At 45.8% G+C, this 21,682-nt stretch carries 21 protein-coding genes; all 21 read right to left on the bottom strand.

What is annotated here, in order from left to right; translation table 11 throughout:
- Positions 1–252: 252 nt before the first annotated feature.
- The 21 genes from pduL to MHI52_RS11815 all read right to left on the bottom strand — a co-directional run bounded on the left by pduL (position 253) and on the right by MHI52_RS11815 (position 21,601).
- Complete coding sequence (gene pduL / locus MHI52_RS11915; protein WP_017689107.1) at positions 253–825, bottom strand: phosphate propanoyltransferase; 573 nt, start codon at positions 823–825, stop codon at positions 253–255.
- A gap of 193 nt (positions 826–1,018) precedes the next feature.
- Complete coding sequence (locus tag MHI52_RS11910) at positions 1,019–2,020, bottom strand: dipeptidase (RefSeq protein ID WP_405159062.1); 1,002 nt, start codon at positions 2,018–2,020, stop codon at positions 1,019–1,021.
- An 85-nt stretch (positions 2,021–2,105) separates the two neighbouring features.
- Complete coding sequence (locus MHI52_RS11905) at positions 2,106–2,366, bottom strand: stage V sporulation protein S (RefSeq protein WP_007430104.1); 261 nt, start codon at positions 2,364–2,366, stop codon at positions 2,106–2,108.
- Between the two features lie 117 nt (positions 2,367–2,483).
- Positions 2,484–3,278, bottom strand: a complete 795-nt coding sequence (locus MHI52_RS11900) for a TIGR00282 family metallophosphoesterase (RefSeq protein WP_036609256.1) — start codon at positions 3,276–3,278, stop codon at positions 2,484–2,486.
- Between the two features lie 153 nt (positions 3,279–3,431).
- Positions 3,432–4,973, bottom strand: coding sequence for a ribonuclease Y (gene rny / locus MHI52_RS11895; protein ID WP_036670418.1), 1,542 nt, complete (start codon positions 4,971–4,973; stop codon positions 3,432–3,434).
- Between the two features lie 310 nt (positions 4,974–5,283).
- Positions 5,284–6,021: a regulatory protein RecX gene (locus tag MHI52_RS11890; protein ID WP_074094594.1), complete on the bottom strand. Its 738-nt coding sequence runs from the start codon at positions 6,019–6,021 to the stop codon at positions 5,284–5,286.
- 282 nt (positions 6,022–6,303) lie between these two features.
- Positions 6,304–7,368, bottom strand: a complete 1,065-nt coding sequence (gene recA, locus MHI52_RS11885) for a recombinase RecA (protein WP_036609261.1) — start codon at positions 7,366–7,368, stop codon at positions 6,304–6,306.
- 243 nt (positions 7,369–7,611) lie between these two features.
- On the bottom strand, positions 7,612–8,868 hold the full coding sequence (locus tag MHI52_RS11880; RefSeq protein WP_036670416.1) for a competence/damage-inducible protein A: 1,257 nt from the start codon (positions 8,866–8,868) through the stop codon (positions 7,612–7,614).
- 107 nt (positions 8,869–8,975) lie between these two features.
- Positions 8,976–9,563, bottom strand: coding sequence for a CDP-diacylglycerol--glycerol-3-phosphate 3-phosphatidyltransferase (gene pgsA, locus MHI52_RS11875; RefSeq protein WP_127543730.1), 588 nt, complete (start codon positions 9,561–9,563; stop codon positions 8,976–8,978).
- A gap of 319 nt (positions 9,564–9,882) precedes the next feature.
- Positions 9,883–10,374: a YajQ family cyclic di-GMP-binding protein gene (locus MHI52_RS11870; protein WP_047842512.1), complete on the bottom strand. Its 492-nt coding sequence runs from the start codon at positions 10,372–10,374 to the stop codon at positions 9,883–9,885.
- A 155-nt stretch (positions 10,375–10,529) separates the two neighbouring features.
- Positions 10,530–10,694: a hypothetical protein gene (locus MHI52_RS11865; RefSeq protein ID WP_167350848.1), complete on the bottom strand. Its 165-nt coding sequence runs from the start codon at positions 10,692–10,694 to the stop codon at positions 10,530–10,532.
- 73 nt (positions 10,695–10,767) lie between these two features.
- Positions 10,768–11,826 (bottom strand): helix-turn-helix domain-containing protein, encoded by a 1,059-nt coding sequence (locus MHI52_RS11860; protein ID WP_405159061.1) that lies wholly within the window; start codon positions 11,824–11,826, stop codon positions 10,768–10,770.
- Between the two features lie 66 nt (positions 11,827–11,892).
- Positions 11,893–12,660 (bottom strand): DUF3388 domain-containing protein, encoded by a 768-nt coding sequence (locus MHI52_RS11855; protein WP_047842510.1) that lies wholly within the window; start codon positions 12,658–12,660, stop codon positions 11,893–11,895.
- Positions 12,661–12,857: 197 nt separating this feature from the next.
- Entirely contained in the window at positions 12,858–13,121 is a 264-nt protein-coding gene (locus tag MHI52_RS11850; RefSeq protein ID WP_017689119.1) for a DUF3243 domain-containing protein, read from the bottom strand.
- Positions 13,122–13,285: 164 nt separating this feature from the next.
- Positions 13,286–14,056 (bottom strand): elongation factor P 5-aminopentanone reductase, encoded by a 771-nt coding sequence (gene ymfI, locus MHI52_RS11845; RefSeq protein ID WP_405159060.1) that lies wholly within the window; start codon positions 14,054–14,056, stop codon positions 13,286–13,288.
- Position 14,057: 1 nt separating this feature from the next.
- Positions 14,058–15,338: an EF-P 5-aminopentanol modification-associated protein YfmH gene (gene yfmH / locus MHI52_RS11840; protein ID WP_405159059.1), complete on the bottom strand. Its 1,281-nt coding sequence runs from the start codon at positions 15,336–15,338 to the stop codon at positions 14,058–14,060.
- Between the two features lie 3 nt (positions 15,339–15,341).
- Complete coding sequence (gene yfmF, locus MHI52_RS11835; RefSeq protein ID WP_405159058.1) at positions 15,342–16,622, bottom strand: EF-P 5-aminopentanol modification-associated protein YfmF; 1,281 nt, start codon at positions 16,620–16,622, stop codon at positions 15,342–15,344.
- A 126-nt stretch (positions 16,623–16,748) separates the two neighbouring features.
- The gene (gene sleB, locus MHI52_RS11830; protein WP_405159057.1) at positions 16,749–17,576 is read right to left on the bottom strand and encodes a spore cortex-lytic enzyme; all 828 of its coding nucleotides are present in this window, start codon (positions 17,574–17,576) and stop codon (positions 16,749–16,751) included.
- Between the two features lie 195 nt (positions 17,577–17,771).
- Positions 17,772–20,510, bottom strand: a complete 2,739-nt coding sequence (locus MHI52_RS11825; protein ID WP_405159056.1) for a DNA translocase FtsK — start codon at positions 20,508–20,510, stop codon at positions 17,772–17,774.
- Positions 20,511–20,600: 90 nt separating this feature from the next.
- Positions 20,601–20,831, bottom strand: a complete 231-nt coding sequence (locus MHI52_RS11820; protein WP_017689125.1) for a YlzJ-like family protein — start codon at positions 20,829–20,831, stop codon at positions 20,601–20,603.
- A complete protein-coding gene (locus MHI52_RS11815) occupies positions 20,828–21,601 on the bottom strand; it encodes a ClpP family protease (protein ID WP_405159055.1) in 774 nt (257 codons plus the stop codon). Before MHI52_RS11815 ends, MHI52_RS11820 begins: the two co-directional genes overlap by 4 nt.
- Positions 21,602–21,682: the final 81 nt, after the last annotated feature.

Here is a 21,682-nt window from a genome sequence, read left to right as displayed (position 1 = left end):
ACATGAATATCTTGCTTGGAACATTAAAAGAGCATTACAGCAAATTATAGCATGAATTGGGCTGTAGTTCCACATCCAAAGCGCATCTCCCTTCGTCTAATCCGAAACATGCCATGCTCAGAAGAACACTCAGAAAACACAAAAACCTGAGCCTTGCCATCAGGGCTGGAATTAACCGGCCCCTGTTGGCTGTGCTCAGGTTTAACTGTTATTCAGACCGCCATAATTGGGGGCTGAGGCTATTACATGTAATTAATCGATGATTTCAGCAGTGTCGCCATTACGAGCGCCAGCAGCGTTAGCTTCATCTGTATCAATATGCATGTCCAGTGCAAAAGAATCGGATACTCGAGCCAGTACATTTTCCAGTACCAGACCACGATCTCCACCCAGACGAACTTTCAACATTTGTTTGTCCTCGATACCCCATTTAGCAGCATCAGAAGTATGGAAGTGAATGTGACGAGCAGCAACGATAACACCTTTATCAATCGTAACTTCGCCAGCAGGACCTTTAATTGTGATTCCTGGTGTACCTTCAATGCTTCCAGATTCACGTACAGGTGCTTTAACACCAATCGCAAATGAATCTGTCATGGAGATCTCCAGTTGCGTTTCAGGGCGAACAGGTCCAAGGATACGCACTTTATCAAACTGTCCTTTCGAACCAATTACCGCTACAGTTTCGTTAGCAGCGTATTGGCCAGGCTGGGACAGAGGTTTAAATTCAGTCAGTTCATAACCTTTGCCAAACAAAATTTCAACGTGCTCTTGGGATACATGAATGTGACGGGCAGATACGCCCACAGGTACTGTTTTACTCATTGTAAATTCACTCCTTGTTTATCTATGGCCTGTACTCAGGCTCTTAACAATCCAATGGTATTATACCCCTTTTTGGAGTGAAATGAAAACGAACTGGTGAAAATTCATGAAATACACTTATTTCACCATCATTCCCCTCCTTTATTTGGAAAGCAAGTTTCAATTCAACACATTCAAAACACACACCAGTTCACTATTTCATGGAATTCCCCTTCATCTGCATCTTCGGATTGCTCTCTGGCAAGTGTTCCCCCAGATAACTCATCGCATTCCCCCACAACCAGCCGCGCACTAAATGTTCATCATAATGCTTGAGCAGGATTTCCGTCAGTCTCGGATAATGTCCTGAATGTTCAAGTCTCTGAATATACGTTGAAATTCCATCAAAATCAGACCCCATCATCAGATGATGCTGCCCGCCGAGAGAACAAATCTCCTCAATATGAGGCAGCAGATCTTTTATACGTACCTCACCCTCCTGCTTTACAAACCAGGGTACAAACGTCAGTCCGATCCGCCCTTCCCGGGCAATGATAGCCTGAATCTGATCATCTTTCAGATTACGCACATGGGGACATACGCTGTAGCTGTTGGAGTGGGAGGCGATAAAAGGACGTTTACTCAAGTCAGCCAGTTCCCAGAAACCTTTCTCTGTCAGATGTGACACGTCGAGCAGCATTCCGATTTCATTACACTGGCGCACCAGTTCCTTCCCCTTCTCGGTCAGACCTGCTCCACGCTTCTCCATTACTCCGTCAGCCGCCCAATTGGCATAATTCCACGTTAGTCCAATAATTCGAACGCCCATCTGATAACATAACTCCAGATAGAACAGGTTGCCCTCCAGGCCATCCACACCCTCCAGTGTGATTAATCCCCACGGCCCCCCTGTTTGCCCCACCTGAGCCACCTGTTCACGCCATAACAACGTCTGTGTGCCGCCAGGCCGCTCCTGACTTCTCTCCACACGTCTACGATAAATCTCCAACTGCCCCATCACATGTTCAAACTTGCCTCTGCCAAGCACTTCGGGTAAATAGATGGCGAACGCCTGCAATTCTACATTCCCCTCTTTCAAACGTTGCAAGTTCACATCCAGTTGTGGAGCATCTTGGAATGAAAGAGCAGGCTGCATCAAAATTTTGCTCAGTGCATCACAGTGAAAATCAGCTACACGCCAATCAGACATGGACATCTTAAACCCTCCTCCATATGTTATTGTAAAAAAACGCAAAAAAACCTGTCTACATCGTAAACAGGTTCAATGCATACTGCATGTATTATCTGGGCTCCACAATCAGCTTAATGGCCGTTCGGTCCTCGCCGTCGATCACAATGTCTGTAAAAGCTGGAATACAAATCAGGTCAACTCCGCTTGGTGCTACAAATCCCCGGGCTATCGCTACCGCTTTAATGGCTTGGTTCAGTGCTCCCGCTCCAATTGCCTGCAGTTCAGCATTTCCACGTTCACGAAGAACCCCTGCAAGAGCGCCGGCTACAGAATTAGGATTGGACTTTGCTGAAACTTTTAATACATCCATGGTAAGTACCTCCCTGGGAATGTTGAAAGTTTGTTTCCACTTACTAGATGTTATTCGCGGGAGGCAAAAAAATTCCTTCTTTTTAGACGGGTTTCCCTGCAAATTGGGACAATACCCCTATTCCATGCGCCACTCGTCCTCCGTCAGACGAATTTTTTCGATGCGTGTTGCCGCACCTGTGGCTTCATCAATTTCAACAAAAACACCGTGGAAGTGCCATTTGCCATCATCTACAACAAAACGTACAGGTAGCTGGGTGTAGAACTTACGCAGCACGGCCTCACGCTCCATACCCAATATGCCGTCACGAGGTCCTACCATGCCCGCATCCGTCAAGTAAGCTGTTCCTCCAGGCAAAATCCGATCATCATTACTCTGTACATGCGTATGTGTACCTACAACAAGAGACGCACGTCCATCCAGATGCCATCCCATGGCAATCTTTTCTGACGTCGCTTCAGCATGCATATCGACCAAAATACATTTATGGTCTTGGCGCAGCTCATCTACAATTTCATCAGCTACACGGAATGGACAATCCAGAGCAGGCAGGAACGTTCTTCCTTGAAGATTGACAATCGCTAGCTCTTTCCCTTCGCCTTTGACAACCGTGTACCCTCGTCCTGGTGTGCCTGGTGGAAAGTTCGCTGGACGAATCATGCGGGGCTCATCATCTATAAAATCAAAAATATCCTTATTGTCCCAAGTATGATTACCAAGTGTAATACCATGTACACCCCAGTTGAAAAACTCATTTGCGATTGCACCGGTAATGCCACGACCTGCTGCCGCATTTTCACCATTCACAATCACTACATGTGGCTTATACTTCGATTTCAAGTACGGTAAATTTTCCTTTAATGCCTTACGTCCCACGTTACCTACAATGTCACCAATAAACAAAACTTTCATTGATTACTGCCTCCTCAATTCCTGCAAAGTCCTCTTACTTCAAATGTTGAACCTTTGCAGGACTCTATCTCATGCTCCATGATGTGTAGTTGCCTTTAACAGGCTATCAACAGGAAAAGTGGCCCACTACTGCGGCCACTTTTCCGTAATGCTCTATTTTGCGTATTCAACCGCACGGGTTTCCCGGATGACGGTGACTTTGATGTGACCCGGATAGTCGAGTTCATTCTCAATCATCTTCGTGATGTCACGGGCTAAGCGGAAAGCTTCAGCATCATCGATCTTCTCAGGCTGTACCATAACGCGAACTTCGCGTCCGGCCTGAATGGCGTACGATTTCTCGACACCTTCGAAGGATTCTGAGATTTCTTCCAGCTTCTCCAGTCGTTTGATATACGTTTCCAGCGTTTCGCGGCGTGCGCCTGGTCTTGCTGCGGAGAGCGCATCTGCTGCGCCAACCAACATGGCAATGACCGAAGTCGCTTCGCAATCTCCGTGATGGGACGCGATACTGTTGATTACAACCGGATGTTCTTTGTATTTCTTCGCCAGTTCCACGCCAATTTCGACGTGTGATCCTTCCACTTCGTGATCCAGCGCTTTACCGATGTCATGCAATAGACCTGCACGTCTTGCCAGAGTTACGTCTTCTCCCAGTTCGCCAGCCATCAGTCCAGCCAGATAAGCGACTTCCATGGAATGTTTCAAGACGTTCTGACCGTAACTTGTACGGAACTTCAACCGGCCCAAAATTTTGATCAGATCCGGATGCAGACCATGCACGCCCACTTCAAAGGTAGCTTGCTCACCGTATTCACGGATGCGCTCATCCACTTCTTTACGGGATTTCTCAACCATCTCTTCAATCCGTGCCGGGTGAATACGTCCATCAGCCACCAGTTTCTCCAGGGCAGTACGGGCGATTTCACGGCGAATCGGGTCAAAGCCCGACAGAATAACAGCTTCTGGCGTATCATCGATAATGAGGTCAATCCCTGTAAGGGTTTCAAGCGCACGGATGTTACGTCCTTCACGACCGATAATCCGGCCTTTCATTTCTTCATTTGGCAGGGTAACAACAGATACCGTTGTTTCCGCTACGTGGTCAGCCGCACAGCGTTGGATGGCGAGTGTAATAATCTCGCGGGACTTTTTGTCCGCTTCTTCCTTCGCTTGTTGTTCAATGTCCTTGATCATTTGAGCCGTCTCATGACGAACTTCCTGTTCTACGTTGGACAGTATGATACTGCGTGCGTCTTCCATGGTGAGGTTGGATATACGTTCCAACTCTGTCACCTGGTTTTTGTAAATCATTTCGATCTGCTGCTGAGTCTCATCAATTCGTTTCTCTTTGTTAGCCACTTGCTCTTCTTTACGTTCGAGTGATTCCAATTTTTTATCCAGCGACTCTTCTTTTTGCAACAATCGTCTTTCTTGTCGTTGAATTTCATTCCGACGTTCACGAGTGTCTTTTTCAGCTTCAGCGCGAATGCGATGGATTTCATCCTTCGCTTCCAGCACCGTTTCTTTCTTCAGTGCTTCTGCCTCTTTCTTCGCGTTCTCCACGATTTGTACGGCAGCTTGTTCCGCACTAGAGATTTTAGCCTCTGCAAGAGATTTGCGAATAAAATATCCTACTCCGAACCCAATGAATAGCGCGGCTGCAACGAGAGCGATCGTGATTGCAATTTCCATACTGTTCACCTCCTCGTTGGTTCCTCCAAGGCATTCCTTGGGTCAATTTGCAGTTTTCAAACCTTACATATGTTTGGGAATAACGAATACTCACGGCGATCCCCCGCCGATTTTCATTTCACATGTACATGTTTCCACGTACTATTCACTGTTTCCAGCGAACCCATAATTAAGAATGGTATAAATCTTAAGAAACCGAAACCGCTTTTTTGGAAGGAAAAAGGGTTGTCCATTTCTTACAGACTCATGTCCATTTTAGTATTTGACGAAAGAAATTGTCAAGAGAATGCAGTATAGAGACTCTAGTCTGCTAATCCCATAACAACGCTTCGTCATCTTCAGGGTCCCCAGCCTCATCTTCTTCAATTAAACAATTCACGACCCGGCGCACCATATCCATTGAAAAACCACGTCTCATTAGGAAGGGAAGCGTTTTATTTTTCTTCTCTTTGACGTCCCCTTTGACCTGATTCCATTTTTTGCGTCCGGCACTCAAGGCAGTCTCAAATTCCGCATCTGTACTGATCCCTTCTAGTGCCTCAACAATGAGATCATTGGCAATGCCCTTTTGACGCAGCTCTTGCCTTATCCACAGTTTTCCCTTCCGCTTGCCCTCCATACGCTGTCTTGTCCATTCCTTCGCAAATAGATCGTCATCCACCAGGTTCTCCCGCTCAAGCCGATCCAGCGCCTCTTCAATCAAAGGTGCAGCAAACTCCTTCTGACGAAGTTTCTGACTTAATTCATGGCGCGTACGTGGCTTATGCTCCAAAAAACGCAGAGACTGTGCATACGTCCGCTGTCGCTCATCAGCTAGAATGATATCTTCCAGATCCTTCTTCATAAACGTATTACCTTGAGTCATCCTGTATTTAATCATCACATCTTCAAGAACCGTAATGGAGTGGATGCCAAAAGTGATTCGATAACGAGCTTGCCTGCTCTTCGTTCGTTCTACACGTGTAATAATAAGTTCTTCGTTGTCCGGAAATTGGGATAGGCCATCCTGTTCTGCTTCTTCATATAAATCCTCGTCATGTTGATCCATTCTGGTCTCCCCTTTCATAACATTTTCATTCTGACTACGCCAAGCACATCTTCACATAACACAAAGAACACCAATAATACAAAAGACCGGGAACTCTGCCCGGCCTTTACTCCATAGTTAGCGTGCTAACAGCCCCTGTCCATTGGGACAGGGGCTGTTAGACAGCACGAGTACTCCCACTACAATCCATTATCCAGATTGATCCAAGCTCAATCAGATAAGTTTACGGAGTCCAGTGGGGAACACCCTCAGGGTCCTCCCTACAAGGGAGGTTTTGAGAGATTACTCGTTGATTTCAAACAATTCTTGTTCTTCTGCTGCTTCTTTTTGTTGCTCTTCACTCGTTGGCGCAGGAACTGCAGTAACCAAGTTACTGGCTACACGAATTTTTTGTTCAATGATGTCAGCAATATCTTTATGCTCTTTCATGAACTGCTTTGCGTTCTCACGACCTTGTCCTAAACGCTCGCCTTCGTAGGAGTACCAAGCACCACTTTTATTAACGATGTCCAGCTCTGTACCAATGTCAATGATACTGCCTTCTCTCGAAATACCCTCGCCATACATGATATCCACTTCCGCTTGTTTAAACGGAGGTGCCACTTTGTTTTTCACAACTTTAATACGAGTACGGTTACCAATCATGTCATTGCCTGATTTGATACTCTCAATACGACGCACATCCAGACGTACTGTGGAATAAAACTTCAGAGCACGACCACCAGGTGTTGTTTCCGGGTTACCAAACATAACGCCGACTTTCTCACGAAGCTGGTTAATGAAGATTGCGATTGTTTTGGATTTGCTGATTGCACCAGACAGTTTACGCAGCGCCTGAGACATCAAACGCGCTTGCAAACCAACGTGTGAATCGCCCATTTCGCCTTCAATCTCTGCTTTTGGAACCAATGCGGCTACAGAGTCAATAACGACGATATCTACTGCACCACTGCGTACAAGAGCTTCTGCAATTTCCAACCCTTGCTCACCCGTATCTGGCTGAGACAGAAGCAATTCATCAATATTAACACCAAGTTTGCTTGCGTACTGTGGGTCAAGAGCATGCTCGGCATCGATAAATGCAGCTTGTCCACCCGCTCTTTGTACTTCAGCGATAGCATGCAATGCTACGGTTGTTTTACCAGAGGATTCAGGTCCATATATTTCAACAATACGGCCTTTAGGCAAGCCGCCTGTTCCTAATGCAATATCCAAAGCCAAGGAACCACTGGGAATAATTTCCACATTCATATGAGTGGACTCACCCAGTTTCATGATGGATCCTTTACCAAATTGCTTCTCTATTTGACGGAGCGCCATATCAAGCGCGGCACGACGGTCTGACAATAAGCTCACACCCTTTACTGTTTATAAGATAATGATACCTTGTTTTAACACGTTTGCCAAGCTTTTTTTCGAACATACATTCGTTTTTTTTGTAAAGGCCGAGGCGCCTCTTCCTCAAGGAAACTTTCCATTAAACAGAAAAAAGAACCGTAAACAAGGCTGTAAAGCCTAATTCTACGGTTCTTCCGTCTTCCTTAATTATACTTGCTTGGAACTGTAAATGCAATCGAAGCTATTAACTAATCAATCCATCGCCACAAGTTTTTGCCATAAGCGATAGAGAATTGCTTTGGCTGAACGAATGCGAACAGTCTCGCGATTACCATTAATACGTAGCTCATGGATTTCCGTCTCTTTTCCACGTTCTGCAAGAGCGATGAAGACAAGTCCGGGTGGTTTGCGTTCCGAATATCCCGGTCCAGCTACACCGGTAACAGCCAAGCCAAAATCAGCATCGCCAATCATGCGGATCTGCTCAGCAAGCACTTTTGCAACCTCAGGACTTACCGCCCCAGGTGCATCTTCACCCTCCAGATAATCATGAGGCACATTCAGCAGCTTTTCTTTAATTTCATTGGAGTAACAAACAATACCACCTTTGAGCATTGATGCACTTCCGGGTACAGAGGTCAGACTCTGCATGACAAGCCCTCCTGTACAGCTCTCAGCAGCGCTGAGCGTCAGCCCCATGTCAGACATCATAGTTACAATCGTGTACTCTATAGGCACATCCTCGTTCGCGTAGAGATGTTCTGTCAAACGTTCCCGAATCTGAACCTCCATCGCATCCAGCTTCAGCTTCGCCTCTCCCTCACTCGCAGCCTTTGTGGAGACACGTACCGTAACTTCGCCTTCGCTCGCGTAAGGAGCAATCGTAGGGTCTGTCTGCGCGTCAATCAGATCCAGAAGTCGATCTTCAAGAGCAGATTCACCAATACCTGCGAATTTGAGCATTCGGGAATAGATCGGCATCTCTTCTGTGAGTACATGCTGGAACAGCCAAGGTTTGACTTCCTGTTCAAACATTGGAATCAACTCTTTAGGTGGTCCAGGCATCACAACATAATATTTGTCATTGTCAGAAATCGCATTTCCTGCCGCAAGGCCCGTTTCATTGGCCAGAGGTGTTCCGCCATCAATAACGATCGCCTGACGTCGGTTATTCTCTGTCATATCCACATTACGATCTCTGAAAAAGCTCTCAATTTTGTCCATTGCCATTCGATCTGTATGCAGTTTCCGGTTAAGAACAGCTGCGAGCGCATCCTTGGTCAGATCATCTTGGGTAGGTCCGATGCCACCGGAAAATAAAATAACGTCTGCACGGCTCTGCGCAATGCGAATAGCTTCACTAAGTCGGTTCAGGTTATCCCCAACCACCGTTTGGAAATATACATCGATCCCCATCGCAGCCAATTCACGGGATAGGTATCTGGCATTGGTATTGACGATTTGTCCAAGCAGTAGCTCTGTGCCAACTGCAATGATTTCTGCCTTCATTGAGCATCCTCCTGTACACGTGGTGAGTGATCAAAGGGCAATAGGATAATTTCCTATTGCCCCTGACCCAATGCTTCCTTCATGATTACCCATTTAAGAACAAACCATTATGCTTTTGTTAAATGAAGCAAATTTTTGTTTTTGATAAAGTAATCAACACCCGACCAGATGGTAATAAGCGCTGCTGCCCAAACCGCGATAATATCGACGTGAATACCCGTGTATGAAAACGGGAAATTGTTCAACAGCAACAGCACAATCGCCACAATCTGCACTACAGTCTTCAGCTTGCCCCAAGCACTGGCGGCAACAACCGAACCATCCAGCAATGCAATTTGACGCAAGCCGGTAACTGCAAATTCACGACTAATAATGACAACTGCAATCCAGGAATCCAGCTTGCCCATCTCCACAAGCGAGATCAAAACTGCAGTAACCAGCAACTTGTCTGCGAGTGGATCGAGCAGCTTCCCCAGATTGGTAACCATGTTATTTTTCCGCGCAAGGTATCCGTCAATTCCATCTGTGCTTGCGGCGATGATAAAAATAACAGCAGCAATCAGTTGATTATACGGAAGCGACAAGCTTCCAAGTTGCAACGGCTCTGGATAAAATGGAAAATCCACGAGCAGGAACACCATCAAAAAAGGGATTAAGCAAATTCGTGCAAGCGTAATCCGGTTGGGTAAATTCACAAGACGCCCTCCCTCATATCCTCCATTACTCCAAACAATCATCATAATCCCGTTATCATCATCCGGAACATGAAATGTACAGTTTCAATGTCAATCCATATTAACATGATCCCACTATGTAGAAACGCAAAAAATAAAGTCAACCGCTCAAAAGCAAAACGCTTTAAACGTTCCGGTGACTTCCAGAAGATGTACTGCTTTTCACAAAGTCAGCAAACGATGAGGACTGGACTTGATGCTTGACTGCCAGCAATGCACACTTAGTATAATATACGCCCAATACCGTGTCAAAAAACACTTTTGCTACAAAAAGGCCTTATTACTTGAAATTTGTATATTGCAAATCCAGAGGCAGGTTAGCACCATTTAGCAACTGCATGACAGCTTGCAAATCATTTTTACTCTTACCAGTTACCCGAAGTTGATCTCCCTGAATCTGACTCTTCACCTTCATCTTGGAATCCCGAATCAGGATATTGATTTTCTTGGCGATGTCCTGATCAATCCCCTGTTTAAAATTTAAACGCTGGCGGACTGTACCAGAAGACGCTGGCTCTACCTTTGCGTAATCAATGTTTTTCAATGGTAGACCACGCTTCGCCATTTTGGATTGAAGCACGTCAATGACAGCCTTGAGTTTGGTCTCATCATCAGATACGATCGTTAACGCATCCTTATCCAGTTTCAGGCTGCTCTTGCTGCCCTTGAAGTCATAACGAGCGCCAATTTCTTTCTCGGTTTGTGTAACGGCATTTGTCAGTTCTTGCAAGTCCATTTTGGACACGATATCAAATGAATTTTCTGAGCTCAAACCAGTCACCCTTTCAGTTAATCGTATGTTCTGTAACATTATAGAGGATACCTTAAGCAAAAGTCTAATTTCAAGCTGTTTTACACAAAGAAAAAAGCATTTTTGGCTTCCACTTCTAGTGGCTGCCAAAAATGCTCGCTGGTCCAGCTTCCAACCTAATAGCGGCTACGGTTGGGCTGTCTGAACATATCGAGCACACCCAAAAGTACATGTGCAAGTCCAAAACCCAATATTCCGTAACCCCAAGCACTTGGAGTCAGGTAATAACCCAGGAGGCTGACAATGATCCCTAAACCTGTTACGATCCAGCTGACTGTCACAGCCATCCACCTCACTTCACCAAAAGTTAACTGCAAGTTAAGACACGATTATTGTCTCCTGCAGTTGACCCGGTTATTCGCTACCCGTGGTACCTCCTGTACCGTCCGTTGATCCATTTTCGACACCTGTGGAAGTAGTACTACTACTGTCTTCACCAAGCTTCAAACGGATCCGATTGGTCGCCTTGCCATCCGTTACAACTTGCCCGCCAACTTCAATCGTGGTCGCTGCAGCGTAACCGGACTTAATATACATGCCTGTACTATCTAACTCAAAGGTATAGCTGTCACCTTCGGCTGTGTTACCATACTCCAACTTCTCTCCACTGGAGTTTTCGCCTTTATACACTTCCAGCCAGCTATGACCTGTTGCTTTGATCGTAACCGTTACAGGTTGCCCTGCACTACCGTTAACTTTAAAGTTCGTAATATTCCCTGATTTCCCATCTTCTGCAACAGTCACATTAGACGGTGAATTGTCAGTTGGTTTTTCCTCAGTTTCATCCGTCTGTCCGTCCGTTTGGCCATCAGTTTGGCCATCAGTTTGACCGTCCGTCTGTCCTTCAGTGTCTGTACCGCCACCATTACCCCCAGCGTCGCCCTCACCAGTACCGTCAGTACCTGAATCTGTCGCAGGCGGATTAGATGCCTGTCCGTTGTCGGCAGGTGGATCCGGTTTATCCTCAGGCTGTTGTTGACTGTCTGTAATTTTGACCTGATCAAGACCCGGATTATCTGATTCATCACCATTGTTATACACCACGTATACATACAACAGTACTACGATCAAAACAGGGAATGTCCACATCAACGCGACAGACATCCATCGATTACTACGCTCAACCGGACGGCTGGAACGCTTCTGAATAACCGGTTCCATCGTTGCTTCCGTCTCTTCTGCGGGTACGTCTTTTTTGTGTCCCTCCAGCAGCTCATCAGGGTTCAGTCCCACGGTCTCCGCATAGGTTTTGATGAAAGCACGCACATAGAAGCTACCCGGCAGCACTTTGTAGTCTCCTGCTTCTATGGCCTCCAGATACCTCTTGCGAATTTTTGTCATTTCCTGTACATCGTCAAGACTCATCCCTTTTTGCAGCCGGGCCTCCCTTAACTGCTGACCCAGTTCAGACATGCCATCTCCTCCTTATGTTTATCTCTTGAGTTGTTGCTAATCTATTTCATGATTCCGTACGGTTCCTTACAATTCGTCGGTGTAGCTAGCCGTAAACGTATCATAAATAATTTCTTCATTCGGATTGTTGCGAAGTTCAATAATAATATCAAAATCATTAAAATCATATTCGGATTCCTGCACAAAAATATCCGGATGTTCAATAACTTTGGTGCTAGGCATGGACATAATATCCTGCAACAAATTGTAATGCCGCTCACTGGAACGAATCGTGCTTACAATTCCGTCAATGATGAAGACATTGTTCGGGTTCAATTCGTCTTCGGACATTTGACTCCTTATCGTCTGACGAAGAAGTGTGGAGGAAACAAACGTCCATCGCTTCATTGCACATACGCTGCCCGCAATAATAGACTCCGTTTTGCCAACACGAGGCATTCCGCGCAAACCGATGACCTGATTGCCTTCCCTCTTAAATACTTCACCCAAAAAGTCCACAAGTAACCCAAGTTCATCTCGTGTAAAACGAAATGTCTTGCGATCATCCGAGTCACGGTCAATGTATCTGCCATGACGCACGGCCAGAATATCCACCAATTTAGGTTGCCGCAAAGCCGATACGGTGATGCTGTTTACTTTGCCAAGCATTTCACCGAGCAAACGGATTTTTTCATCATCATCCGATTCAAGCAGCATGCCTCGAGTTTTGCCTTCAACACCGTTAATGGTCAATATATTCACTTCAAGCATCCCCAGCATAGAGGCAATATCGCCTAACAAACCGGGTCTGTTCTTATGTATTTTATATTCCATATACCATTGTTTAGATTCCATTTCAACACCCCGTAATGCATTATTCCACATTATTCGACAGCAACAGAACGTGTCCACTGGACAACAATCTGAGACATCTTCTACAAATGGGTCACGTTAATGATATATAAAATGAAAATGAATTACAAGAACAGCTCTGTAATCCGTTTGTAATCATTAGAGAAAAGCCCCCTTGCGGGAGCTCTTCATCTGTAATCTTATGCGTTTTGTTTGGCCAATTTGACCATCAGGCACGCAATCGTACGACGCTCATCTGCATCGCCGACATCCCATAACTCTTTCAATGCCCGGTTGGAATGGTTCGCCGGATCGACTTTCTCATCAAGGAAGTCGCCGATTTCATACGCAAGTTTGTTGATGGTTTCTTCACTCATCCCCATCTTCTCTGCTTGCAGTACGCGGTCACCCAGGAACTTCTTCCATGTGTCAAAACTGGAGAGCACTGTTTTTTCTGTTGACATGATAAATCCTCCTTAGATGACGCATGAGATTTAAAATCAACAGTTGTAATATGTGCTTTCGAGGCATTTTATATACGAGCATTTTGAAAATAATCCGGAAGACGACTGCTTCTCAGCAACCTTTACCTGTTTCGTTCACAGCCAGTCAAGTTTTCTTGCTTTTTTTACGTTAACCAACCGCCATTTGGACTGATAATCTGCCCATTGATATAACCCGATTCAGGGAGGGCCAGAAAATAAACCAGTGATGAGATTTCATCAGGTTGAGCAAGTCTTCCTGCCGGAATTTCCTCTTCCAGCATCTTCAGTTCACTCTGATCCAGATGGTTCAGCATGGATGTCTGAACGGCGCCAGGAGCAACGGCATTTACGGTTACTCCGGAAGGTGCGAGTTCTTTCGCAAGCGCTTTGGTGAATGCATTCACCCCACCCTTGGTTGTGGAATACAGCACCTCACAAGAAGCACCAGACAGTCCCCAGATCGACGATACATTAATGATTCGGCCATACCTTTGGGAGATCATGTGAGGCATCATTTCCTGTGTACACATAAACGTGCCTTTCAGGTTAATCGCCATCACTTCATCCCAGATCTCCTCTGTAACATCAGCCAACATTCCGTAGTGTGAGATTCCTGCATTGTTCACAAGAATATCAGGCATGAGATTATGCGACTCGAGCTTCTCACGCATGCGCTCAATCTGATCCCGGCTGCGAAGATCCGCAGACACGGTCATGATTTTTCCACTGCCCTGTTCCATGCACCGTCTAGCGGCTTCATTCGCTGCTTCATGCGATTTCATATAGTGTATAACAACATTCATTCCCACTCTGGCGAAGCGTTCTGCGATAGCCGCTCCAATACCACCACTTGCACCAGTTACCAGTACAGTCATTTCCCCGATTGCCTTCAATTGTCCTGTTCCCCTCTCCATATCAAGGACTCACGACTAGCGATACAGCCAGTTGATCCCAGCGAATATGCTCTCTCAGTCTGAGATTTACATCTTCCAGTGTAATCGATTCATAGAGCGGCAGCATATTGAAAAAATCACCGCCACGGAATTGCTGACGTGTAAATTCATGCGCAATGTTCTCCGGAGAATTGAGCATACGCAAATATCCGCCTATTTTCTTTTTGCGTGCACGTTCAAAATCCGTGGATTCGAACCCTTTTTCTACAATGGCATCCACTTCTTCACGTATACGCGCGAGCAGTTGATCCGGGTCTTTTGTATCACCACCAATGGCTGAAAACGCATATTGCGGCGAACTGTTATACTCATGTCCAAAGCTGTCCGAGATCAGATCTTCATCGTAGAGCTTCTGAAATAATCGTGTGCTTGAGCCAAACAAAAGATCCATCATAAGCTGCGTTGTCATATCTCGCCGTAACAATTGTTCCCCGGTAAGTCCAACGTCCGTCTCCTTGAATCCAAACAGACATTTGGGCAGTGAAACAGCCAGTTTCGCTTCCCGTCTGGCTTCTCCTACCTGCTCGGGCTCCGATTCGAAGAAACGTTGAATGCTCCCCTGTGGCTTATAATCCTTCTGCTCCTGGTTCGATCGAACCATATCAATGACTTCTTGTGGATCTACACCACCCACCACAAACAAGAGCATATTACTCGGGTGATAGAAGGTGTTATAACACTCATATAACATCTCTTTGGTAATCGTACGGATGGATTCCACCGTTCCTGCAATATCGATATGCACCGGATGTTTCTGATACATGGCTTCGATCAATCCAAAATAAACACGCCAATCCGGATTATCAGCATACATGTCAATTTCCTGTCCAATAATGCCTTTTTCCTTTTCCACATTTTGATCCGTGAAGTAAGGATTTTGCACAAAGTTGACTAATGTTTGTATATTTTCATTCACATATTCAGTCGCTGAAAACAAATAAACCGTCTGATCAAAGCTCGTAAACGCATTAGCTGAGGCACCGTGAGACGCAAATGTTGCAAAAATATCGCCTGTTGGTTCTTCAAACATTTTATGCTCCAGGAAATGAGCAATCCCATCCGGGACCTTCACTGCTTCCTGCCCTTCAACCTGAAAATGATTATCCACCGATCCATACTTGGTTGCAAACGTAGCATACGTTTTCTGGAATCCCGGTTTAGGCAAAATATAGACATGCAGTCCGTTATCCATTACTTCGTAATATAGTGTCTCCTGCAAATGCTCATACCGAATGCTCTCCACCGATTATTCCTCCTTCTCGTCCCGCAAGAAATAAATCGTATCCAGACGGAATTGTTCTGCCGCCTCACGTACATCTTCCTTGCTAATATGTTCTACCTGAGCCAACAGTTCTTCAGCGGTTCTTTCTTTGCCAGACAACTGTCGATTGAAGTCATAAGCGATCATCTCAAAAGCAGAATCCTGCATTTCCTTAAGCAGGTTACGGATCATTGCTTTGGTCTGGGACATTTCCAGATCACTGATTGTACCGCTTTTCATTTCTTCCAGCTGCTGCTTGATGATAGTAACGGCCTTCTCATAATTAGGGATTTCAATCCCGGATTGAATCGTTGCAATGCCCTTATGTCCGTCATAACGCGAAGACGCGTAATACGCCAGGCTTTCTTTTTCACGAACATTGACAAACAGTTTGGAATGAGGATAACCACCGAGAATCCCGTTGTACATTAGTGCTGCGGCATACTGAGGATCTCCATAAGTGATAGATGTACGGAGTCCCATATTGAGTTTTCCCTGACTCACATTCAGTCGCTCAACAACGGTCTCCACTTCCTTATCTCCTCGAACCGCTGCCTGTGTCTTGTAATCAGAGGAGGACGTTCGATCTACATTGAAATGACGCTGAACAAGGTTCTCGACCTCCTCCAGTGTCGTATCCCCTACCACGTACAGATCCATACTCGCCTGCTGCAGCCACTCCTGATAAGACGCAGTCAGTGTGTCGGGCTCAATCCCAGGCAGATCCTTTCGCTCACCCAATGGATGAAGACGGTATGGCTCGTTCTTGCACATTTCCTCGATACTGCGTTCAGCAGCATAGCGCATTTTATCATTCACGATGGACTCCAGCTTTTTACGAACAGTCTCTCGCTCTGCTTGTACATAAGACGTCCTGAAATGTCCATTCTCCTGTGCAGGTCGGGTAAGAACCTCTCCAAGGAAGGCAAATGAACGATCGAGTAGCTGCTCATCGCCTCCAACAAAGGAATCATTAATGGTATCCATTCGGAACTGTACAATCTGGTAATCCCCGCGTTTATAGACGTCAAAACCAAAACCTGCTCCATACAGATGCTCCAGTTGCTCACGAAATTGCGTTGTTTCCGGATAGGACTCCGTGCCGCGTCGCAGAACAAAAGGTGTCAGCGCTACTTTGGTTACTATATCTTCCCGTAAGGGAACTCCTGCATATAACGATATAGCAAACGTTTTGAAACGTTTAGTCGGAAGCACATGTATACGAAATTCTCTCTTGCTACCTCGTTCGAATCCTGATGTATTCAAATGTCAAAACCCCTTTACGGCGTCATTTATCATGCAATCGTATTAAGCTAAACGTAACAACCATTTTAACCCATTCAAAAGGCAAGAAGCAACCGAAGTCACGCCTTCTGGTTGCTTCCAACATCATCACATACAAAAGATATGCTGTCCGATTGTTTTCACTTGTGGGCGGGTCCAGATCCATTTGGATGTTGCTGTCTTCGGGTTAAAATAATAGAGACATCCACCGGACGGATCCCATCCATTCAGGGCCTGCTCAACTGCCTTTTTGGCTTGTGCGTTTGGTTCCAGATAGATCTGCCCGTCCGCTACAGCCGTAAATGCACCTGGTTGAAAGATCACGCCAGAAGGCGTATTTGGAAAGCTTGGTGATTTCACGCGATTCATAATTACTGCTGCTACTGCGACTTGACCTTCAAACGGTTCACCCCGGGCTTCACCATATACAGCGTTAGCCATAATCTTGAGTTCATTCTCTGAGAGACCAAGGGCATTGGCAGATCCCATATTGTCTTGCTCTTTATCTGCCGTATTGTTGCTACCTCCACCTCCACCTGAGGATTCCTTGTGTAGCGGCGGCTCTGTTGGCGACCATTTGGTTGACGCATTGTACAATTTCAGTTTGGTTTCAGCTCCAACGACACCATCGGCTTTCATACCAAATTCGGATTGAAACCATTTGACGGATTTCAGCGTGCTGTTGCCAAAATTGCTATCGATTTTACCATTGTAAAATCCCAAATACTTGAGCCGGCCTTGAAGCTCATACACATCCTGACCGTAACTTCCATATTTCACAGCGTTGTTGCTGAAAGTAGGCAAGGCTTTCTCTTCAACTTGTGGTGTGCTTTGATTCGAACTTTCGGTTGCTGCATTCTCAGGAAGCAAATAGCGGATTCCCAATGCGGACATCAGCAAAATAGCAGTGAAAAGCCATATGTTCATTTTTCGCATCGACTGTGCTCTACCTTTCTCTTGTGGGATTAACAGAATCGCTAAGGTTATTATGACAAGCCTGCTTGCTTCCTATGCACCAAATCATCCGATCATTGGACATCATGGTAAAACTTCAGTCAAATTGTATGAAAAAAGCCCCCAACCATTAAGGTTGAGGGCTCGAATCGCCTGAATATTCATGTGCATTACAAGCTACGAGCTTATTTTGTTTTGTTGGTACTCTTCAAGCGAGACCAACACTTCCCGTGGTTTGCTACCCTCGTAAGGACCAATCACGCCCCGGGATTCCATGGAGTCAATCAAACGTGCGGCACGGGTGTATCCTACTCGCATTCGACGTTGTAGCAGAGAAACAGACGCTTGCTTGGCCTCCAGAATAATCTGTACTGCCTTTTCGTATAACTCGTCCTGTACTTCATCTTCAGCCTGGATAGAGTCGTCCACCTCAGGTACAAGGGACTCATCATACTGTGCTTCACCTTGACCACGTACATAATTCACAATATTTTCCACTTCTTCATCACTCATAAAAGCACCTTGTACACGAACCGGTTTCGATGCGCCCATTGGCATGAATAACATGTCTCCGCGACCCAACAGTTTCTCGGCCCCACCCATATCCAGAATGGTTCGAGAATCCACCTGTGAGGATACACCGAAGGCGATACGAGAAGGTATGTTGGCTTTGATTACGCCAGTAATAACATCCACAGAAGGCCGCTGTGTAGCAATAATCAGATGGATACCAGCTGCACGAGCCATCTGGGCAAGCCGAGCAATCGCATCTTCAACATCTCCGGCTGCAACCATCATGAGATCTGCAAGCTCATCCACAATGACAACAATATAAGGCAGAACAGCCGCAGGATTATCTTTCATCAGATTATTGTAACCTTCAACGTTACGAGTGCCTGATTTGGAGAACAGTTCATATCGTTTCTCCATCTCAACCACAATCTTTTTGAGAGCAAGTGACGCTCTCTTAGGATCAGTTACTACCGGTGCCAGCAAATGGGGAATCCCGTTATATACGTTCAACTCAACCATCTTGGGATCGACCATCAGGAACTTCACTTCATCTGGCTTGGCTTTGTACAATATGCTGGTAATAATTCCGTTAATACACACCGACTTACCTGAACCTGTAGCTCCCGCAACGAGCAAATGGGGCATACGAGCCAAGTTACCAATAATCGTCTGTCCCGAGATATCTCGGCCAAATGCAATGGTCACTTTGGATTCTGCATCCTGGAACGTTGCTGTCTCCATTACTTCACGCATCGTTACAACCGATACTTCACCATTAGGTACTTCGATACCAATAGCAGACTTTCCGGGGATCGGTGCTTCCATCCGAATATCTTTTGCCGCCAGAGCCAACGCGATATCATCAGTTAGGCTGACAATTCTGCTGACCTTGACGCCAATGTCAGGTTGAATTTCATATCTTGTAACGGCAGGACCCCGAACCACTTCAAGTACTTTGGCACGAACACCGAAGCTTTCCAGTGTGGCTTCCAGCTTACGTGCTGTTTGCATATAATCCTTCTGGTCACCCGCCTTGCCCCCATTGTTTGGCTTGGCAAGTAGACGGAATGATGGCAGCTTGTACGGCTTAGGAGGTGGCGGTGGTGGTTTCACCGGTTGTGTGTCCTGCCCTTCAGGAGTTGGAGTATCTGTTCCCTGCATTGCATCATTAGATACTTCTTCTCCACTCTGAATCTCTTCCACAACATTCATCCCGTTTGTACCCGCATCGGATGCAGACCACTCTGTCTCTACCAGTTCATCCGTTATTTTAATGGTATGCTCGCCCTGTTGTACTACGTTTGGATCGGCCAGATTATCCGGGAAAGGATAAGCATCGTCCAGATCATCTTCAATGCTTGCCTCTTCTGTTCTGACATGCTCAAAAAAGTCTCGAATGATCGGCGCTGAGTTAGGTTTAGCCTGAACAGGAACACGTGATGAAGCTGATTTGTTAGTTACGTCTTCGGTTGCATCCTGCCACGCCTCTAGATTGTGATCTTGTTCGGCGCGGTACACAATCTGTTCTGTTTCTGCGAAATCGACCTCATCCATTTCACGTCCTGATGTCGCCTGTTCCCGTTTAGCTCCCCATTTTCCGAAAAGTTGGAAGAATATGGGCGAGTTTCGTTTTGGCAGATGCTGTTCCTCTAATTCATCCTCATACTCGTCTTCGTCATCTTCAACAGGAACAGGTACCACTTTACGAGCATTCGCCTTTTTCCTGTCATCAGCAACTGAAGCAGAGCGCGCAGCAGTTCTGGACTCCAACTTCTTGTACATTGTACTTCCGGCATCCCAGACCTTGGTTCTGAATATTCGAATCAGATCTACATAAGAGAGATTCGTAATCAGCATAAAACTGATGATAAACATGACAATCATGATGAGTCTCGCCCCAAGACTGCCGAACAGCCACAGGAAAAGAGCAAATTGCCCAGCTCCGAGATAACCACCGCTGATGTCCTTGTTAAGCATGGAGTCCCTCTCGCCTGGCGTAGCAGGGGTTAGCAACTCGGTTTGCATATCATTATGTACCTGTGTAATCACAGCTCCAGGCTCAAGCGCACCTACCGGAATGAGCTTCTGGTGCATTGCAGAGACGGTGCTCATCAGGGTTAAAGCAAAGACCAGCAATACCAGTCCTGTTTTGCGTGTGGTCCAGCCACTCGGCCATTTCCGGTGAATCATCACCATGAGACCATAATAAATACCAACAAGTGGAATCGCAAAATAAAACTTACCAAGCATCAGTCCGAACATCTTGGAAAGCGAACGTCCAACGGTGGCTTCACCCGATAATGCTATGACAGCAAGGGTAATAAGCACAATCCCGTAAATTTCATATTTTAAAACGCCGCTAAAACCAGCGCCCTTTTTTTTCCTCTTTTTTCTTCTGGCCAAAATCAGGTCACCCCCAGAAGAATATTATACCATACAAATATATTCCGTACATATGTTCTTTTTCTGCTCAATTTGTCTGAATTCGTCGCGTTATGCTGATCCCAAGTTACCTGAAATCGGAATGGTCGAACCAGGCATATTAGCAGGATTGAGATAGGCTTCAAGTGGACAATCCAGCAAACGTACGATAACGGCTTCATTGTCATTAACAGGTCTCACCTGCATCAATAAACCATTCATCTTGATCTCCCTCGTATCTTCGCCCTCTTTCCACATTCCCGACCAGAGTTGTTCAGGAGGCATCACGGTATATAGTGTCATTGGGTATAACCTCCCGCCTGCAGGGTCTGTCTCTTGTCTCCTATGAGCTGATTTAACTGAGTAATAGCCTGTCCAATCCCGCCCACTGCATCCATTAATCCATGTTTCACTGCATCTGCGCTTCCTACAGCTGTACCAATATCCCGATTCAACTCACCAGTCTTAAACATTAGTTCTTTGAACATCTCTTCAGAGATATTCGAATGAGAAGTCACGAACCGAACAACTCGTTCCTGCATTTTCTCCATATACTCAAACGTTTGAGGTACACCAATGACAAGGCCGTTCATCCGAATTGGATGGATCGTCATCGTTGCACTTCCGGCAATCAGGGAATATGTTGAAGCTACAGCAATCGGTACTCCAATGCTATGCCCGCCTCCAATGACCACAGTCACCGTAGGTTTGCTCAGAGAAGCAATCATCTCTGCAATGGCTAGACCCGCCTCTACATCTCCACCTACCGTGTTCAAAATGATCAGAATACCTTCAATACGCTGATTCTGTTCTGCGGCCACCAGCTGTGGAATGATATGTTCATACTTTGTTGTTTTATTTTGTGGTGGCAAAATCAAATGCCCTTCGACCTGTCCAATAATGGTCATACAGAAGATGTTCGATTCACCTGCAGGCGACTGTGTCTGCCCAAATTGCTGAATAGTCTCTGTCACGGGAGAGATGGCCTTTTCCTCCTGAATCGGAATTTCCGGCGCTTCAACTTCCGGTTGATTGGACCTTGATGCCTGCTTGCCATTCATACGTTCATTCATTTCAATAATCCCCTTCTCCAGAAACATTTAATGTATTTCCTTAGTATGGGGATTTTTCCAACCTCCTTATACCCGCTAGCA

Source organism: Paenibacillus sp. FSL H8-0283, from assembly GCF_045040675.1.
Lineage (GTDB): Bacteria > Bacillota > Bacilli > Paenibacillales > Paenibacillaceae > Paenibacillus > Paenibacillus amylolyticus.
The sequence above is the reverse complement of the archived record's forward strand: the minus strand, read 5'-3'. Positions and strand labels throughout refer to the sequence as shown.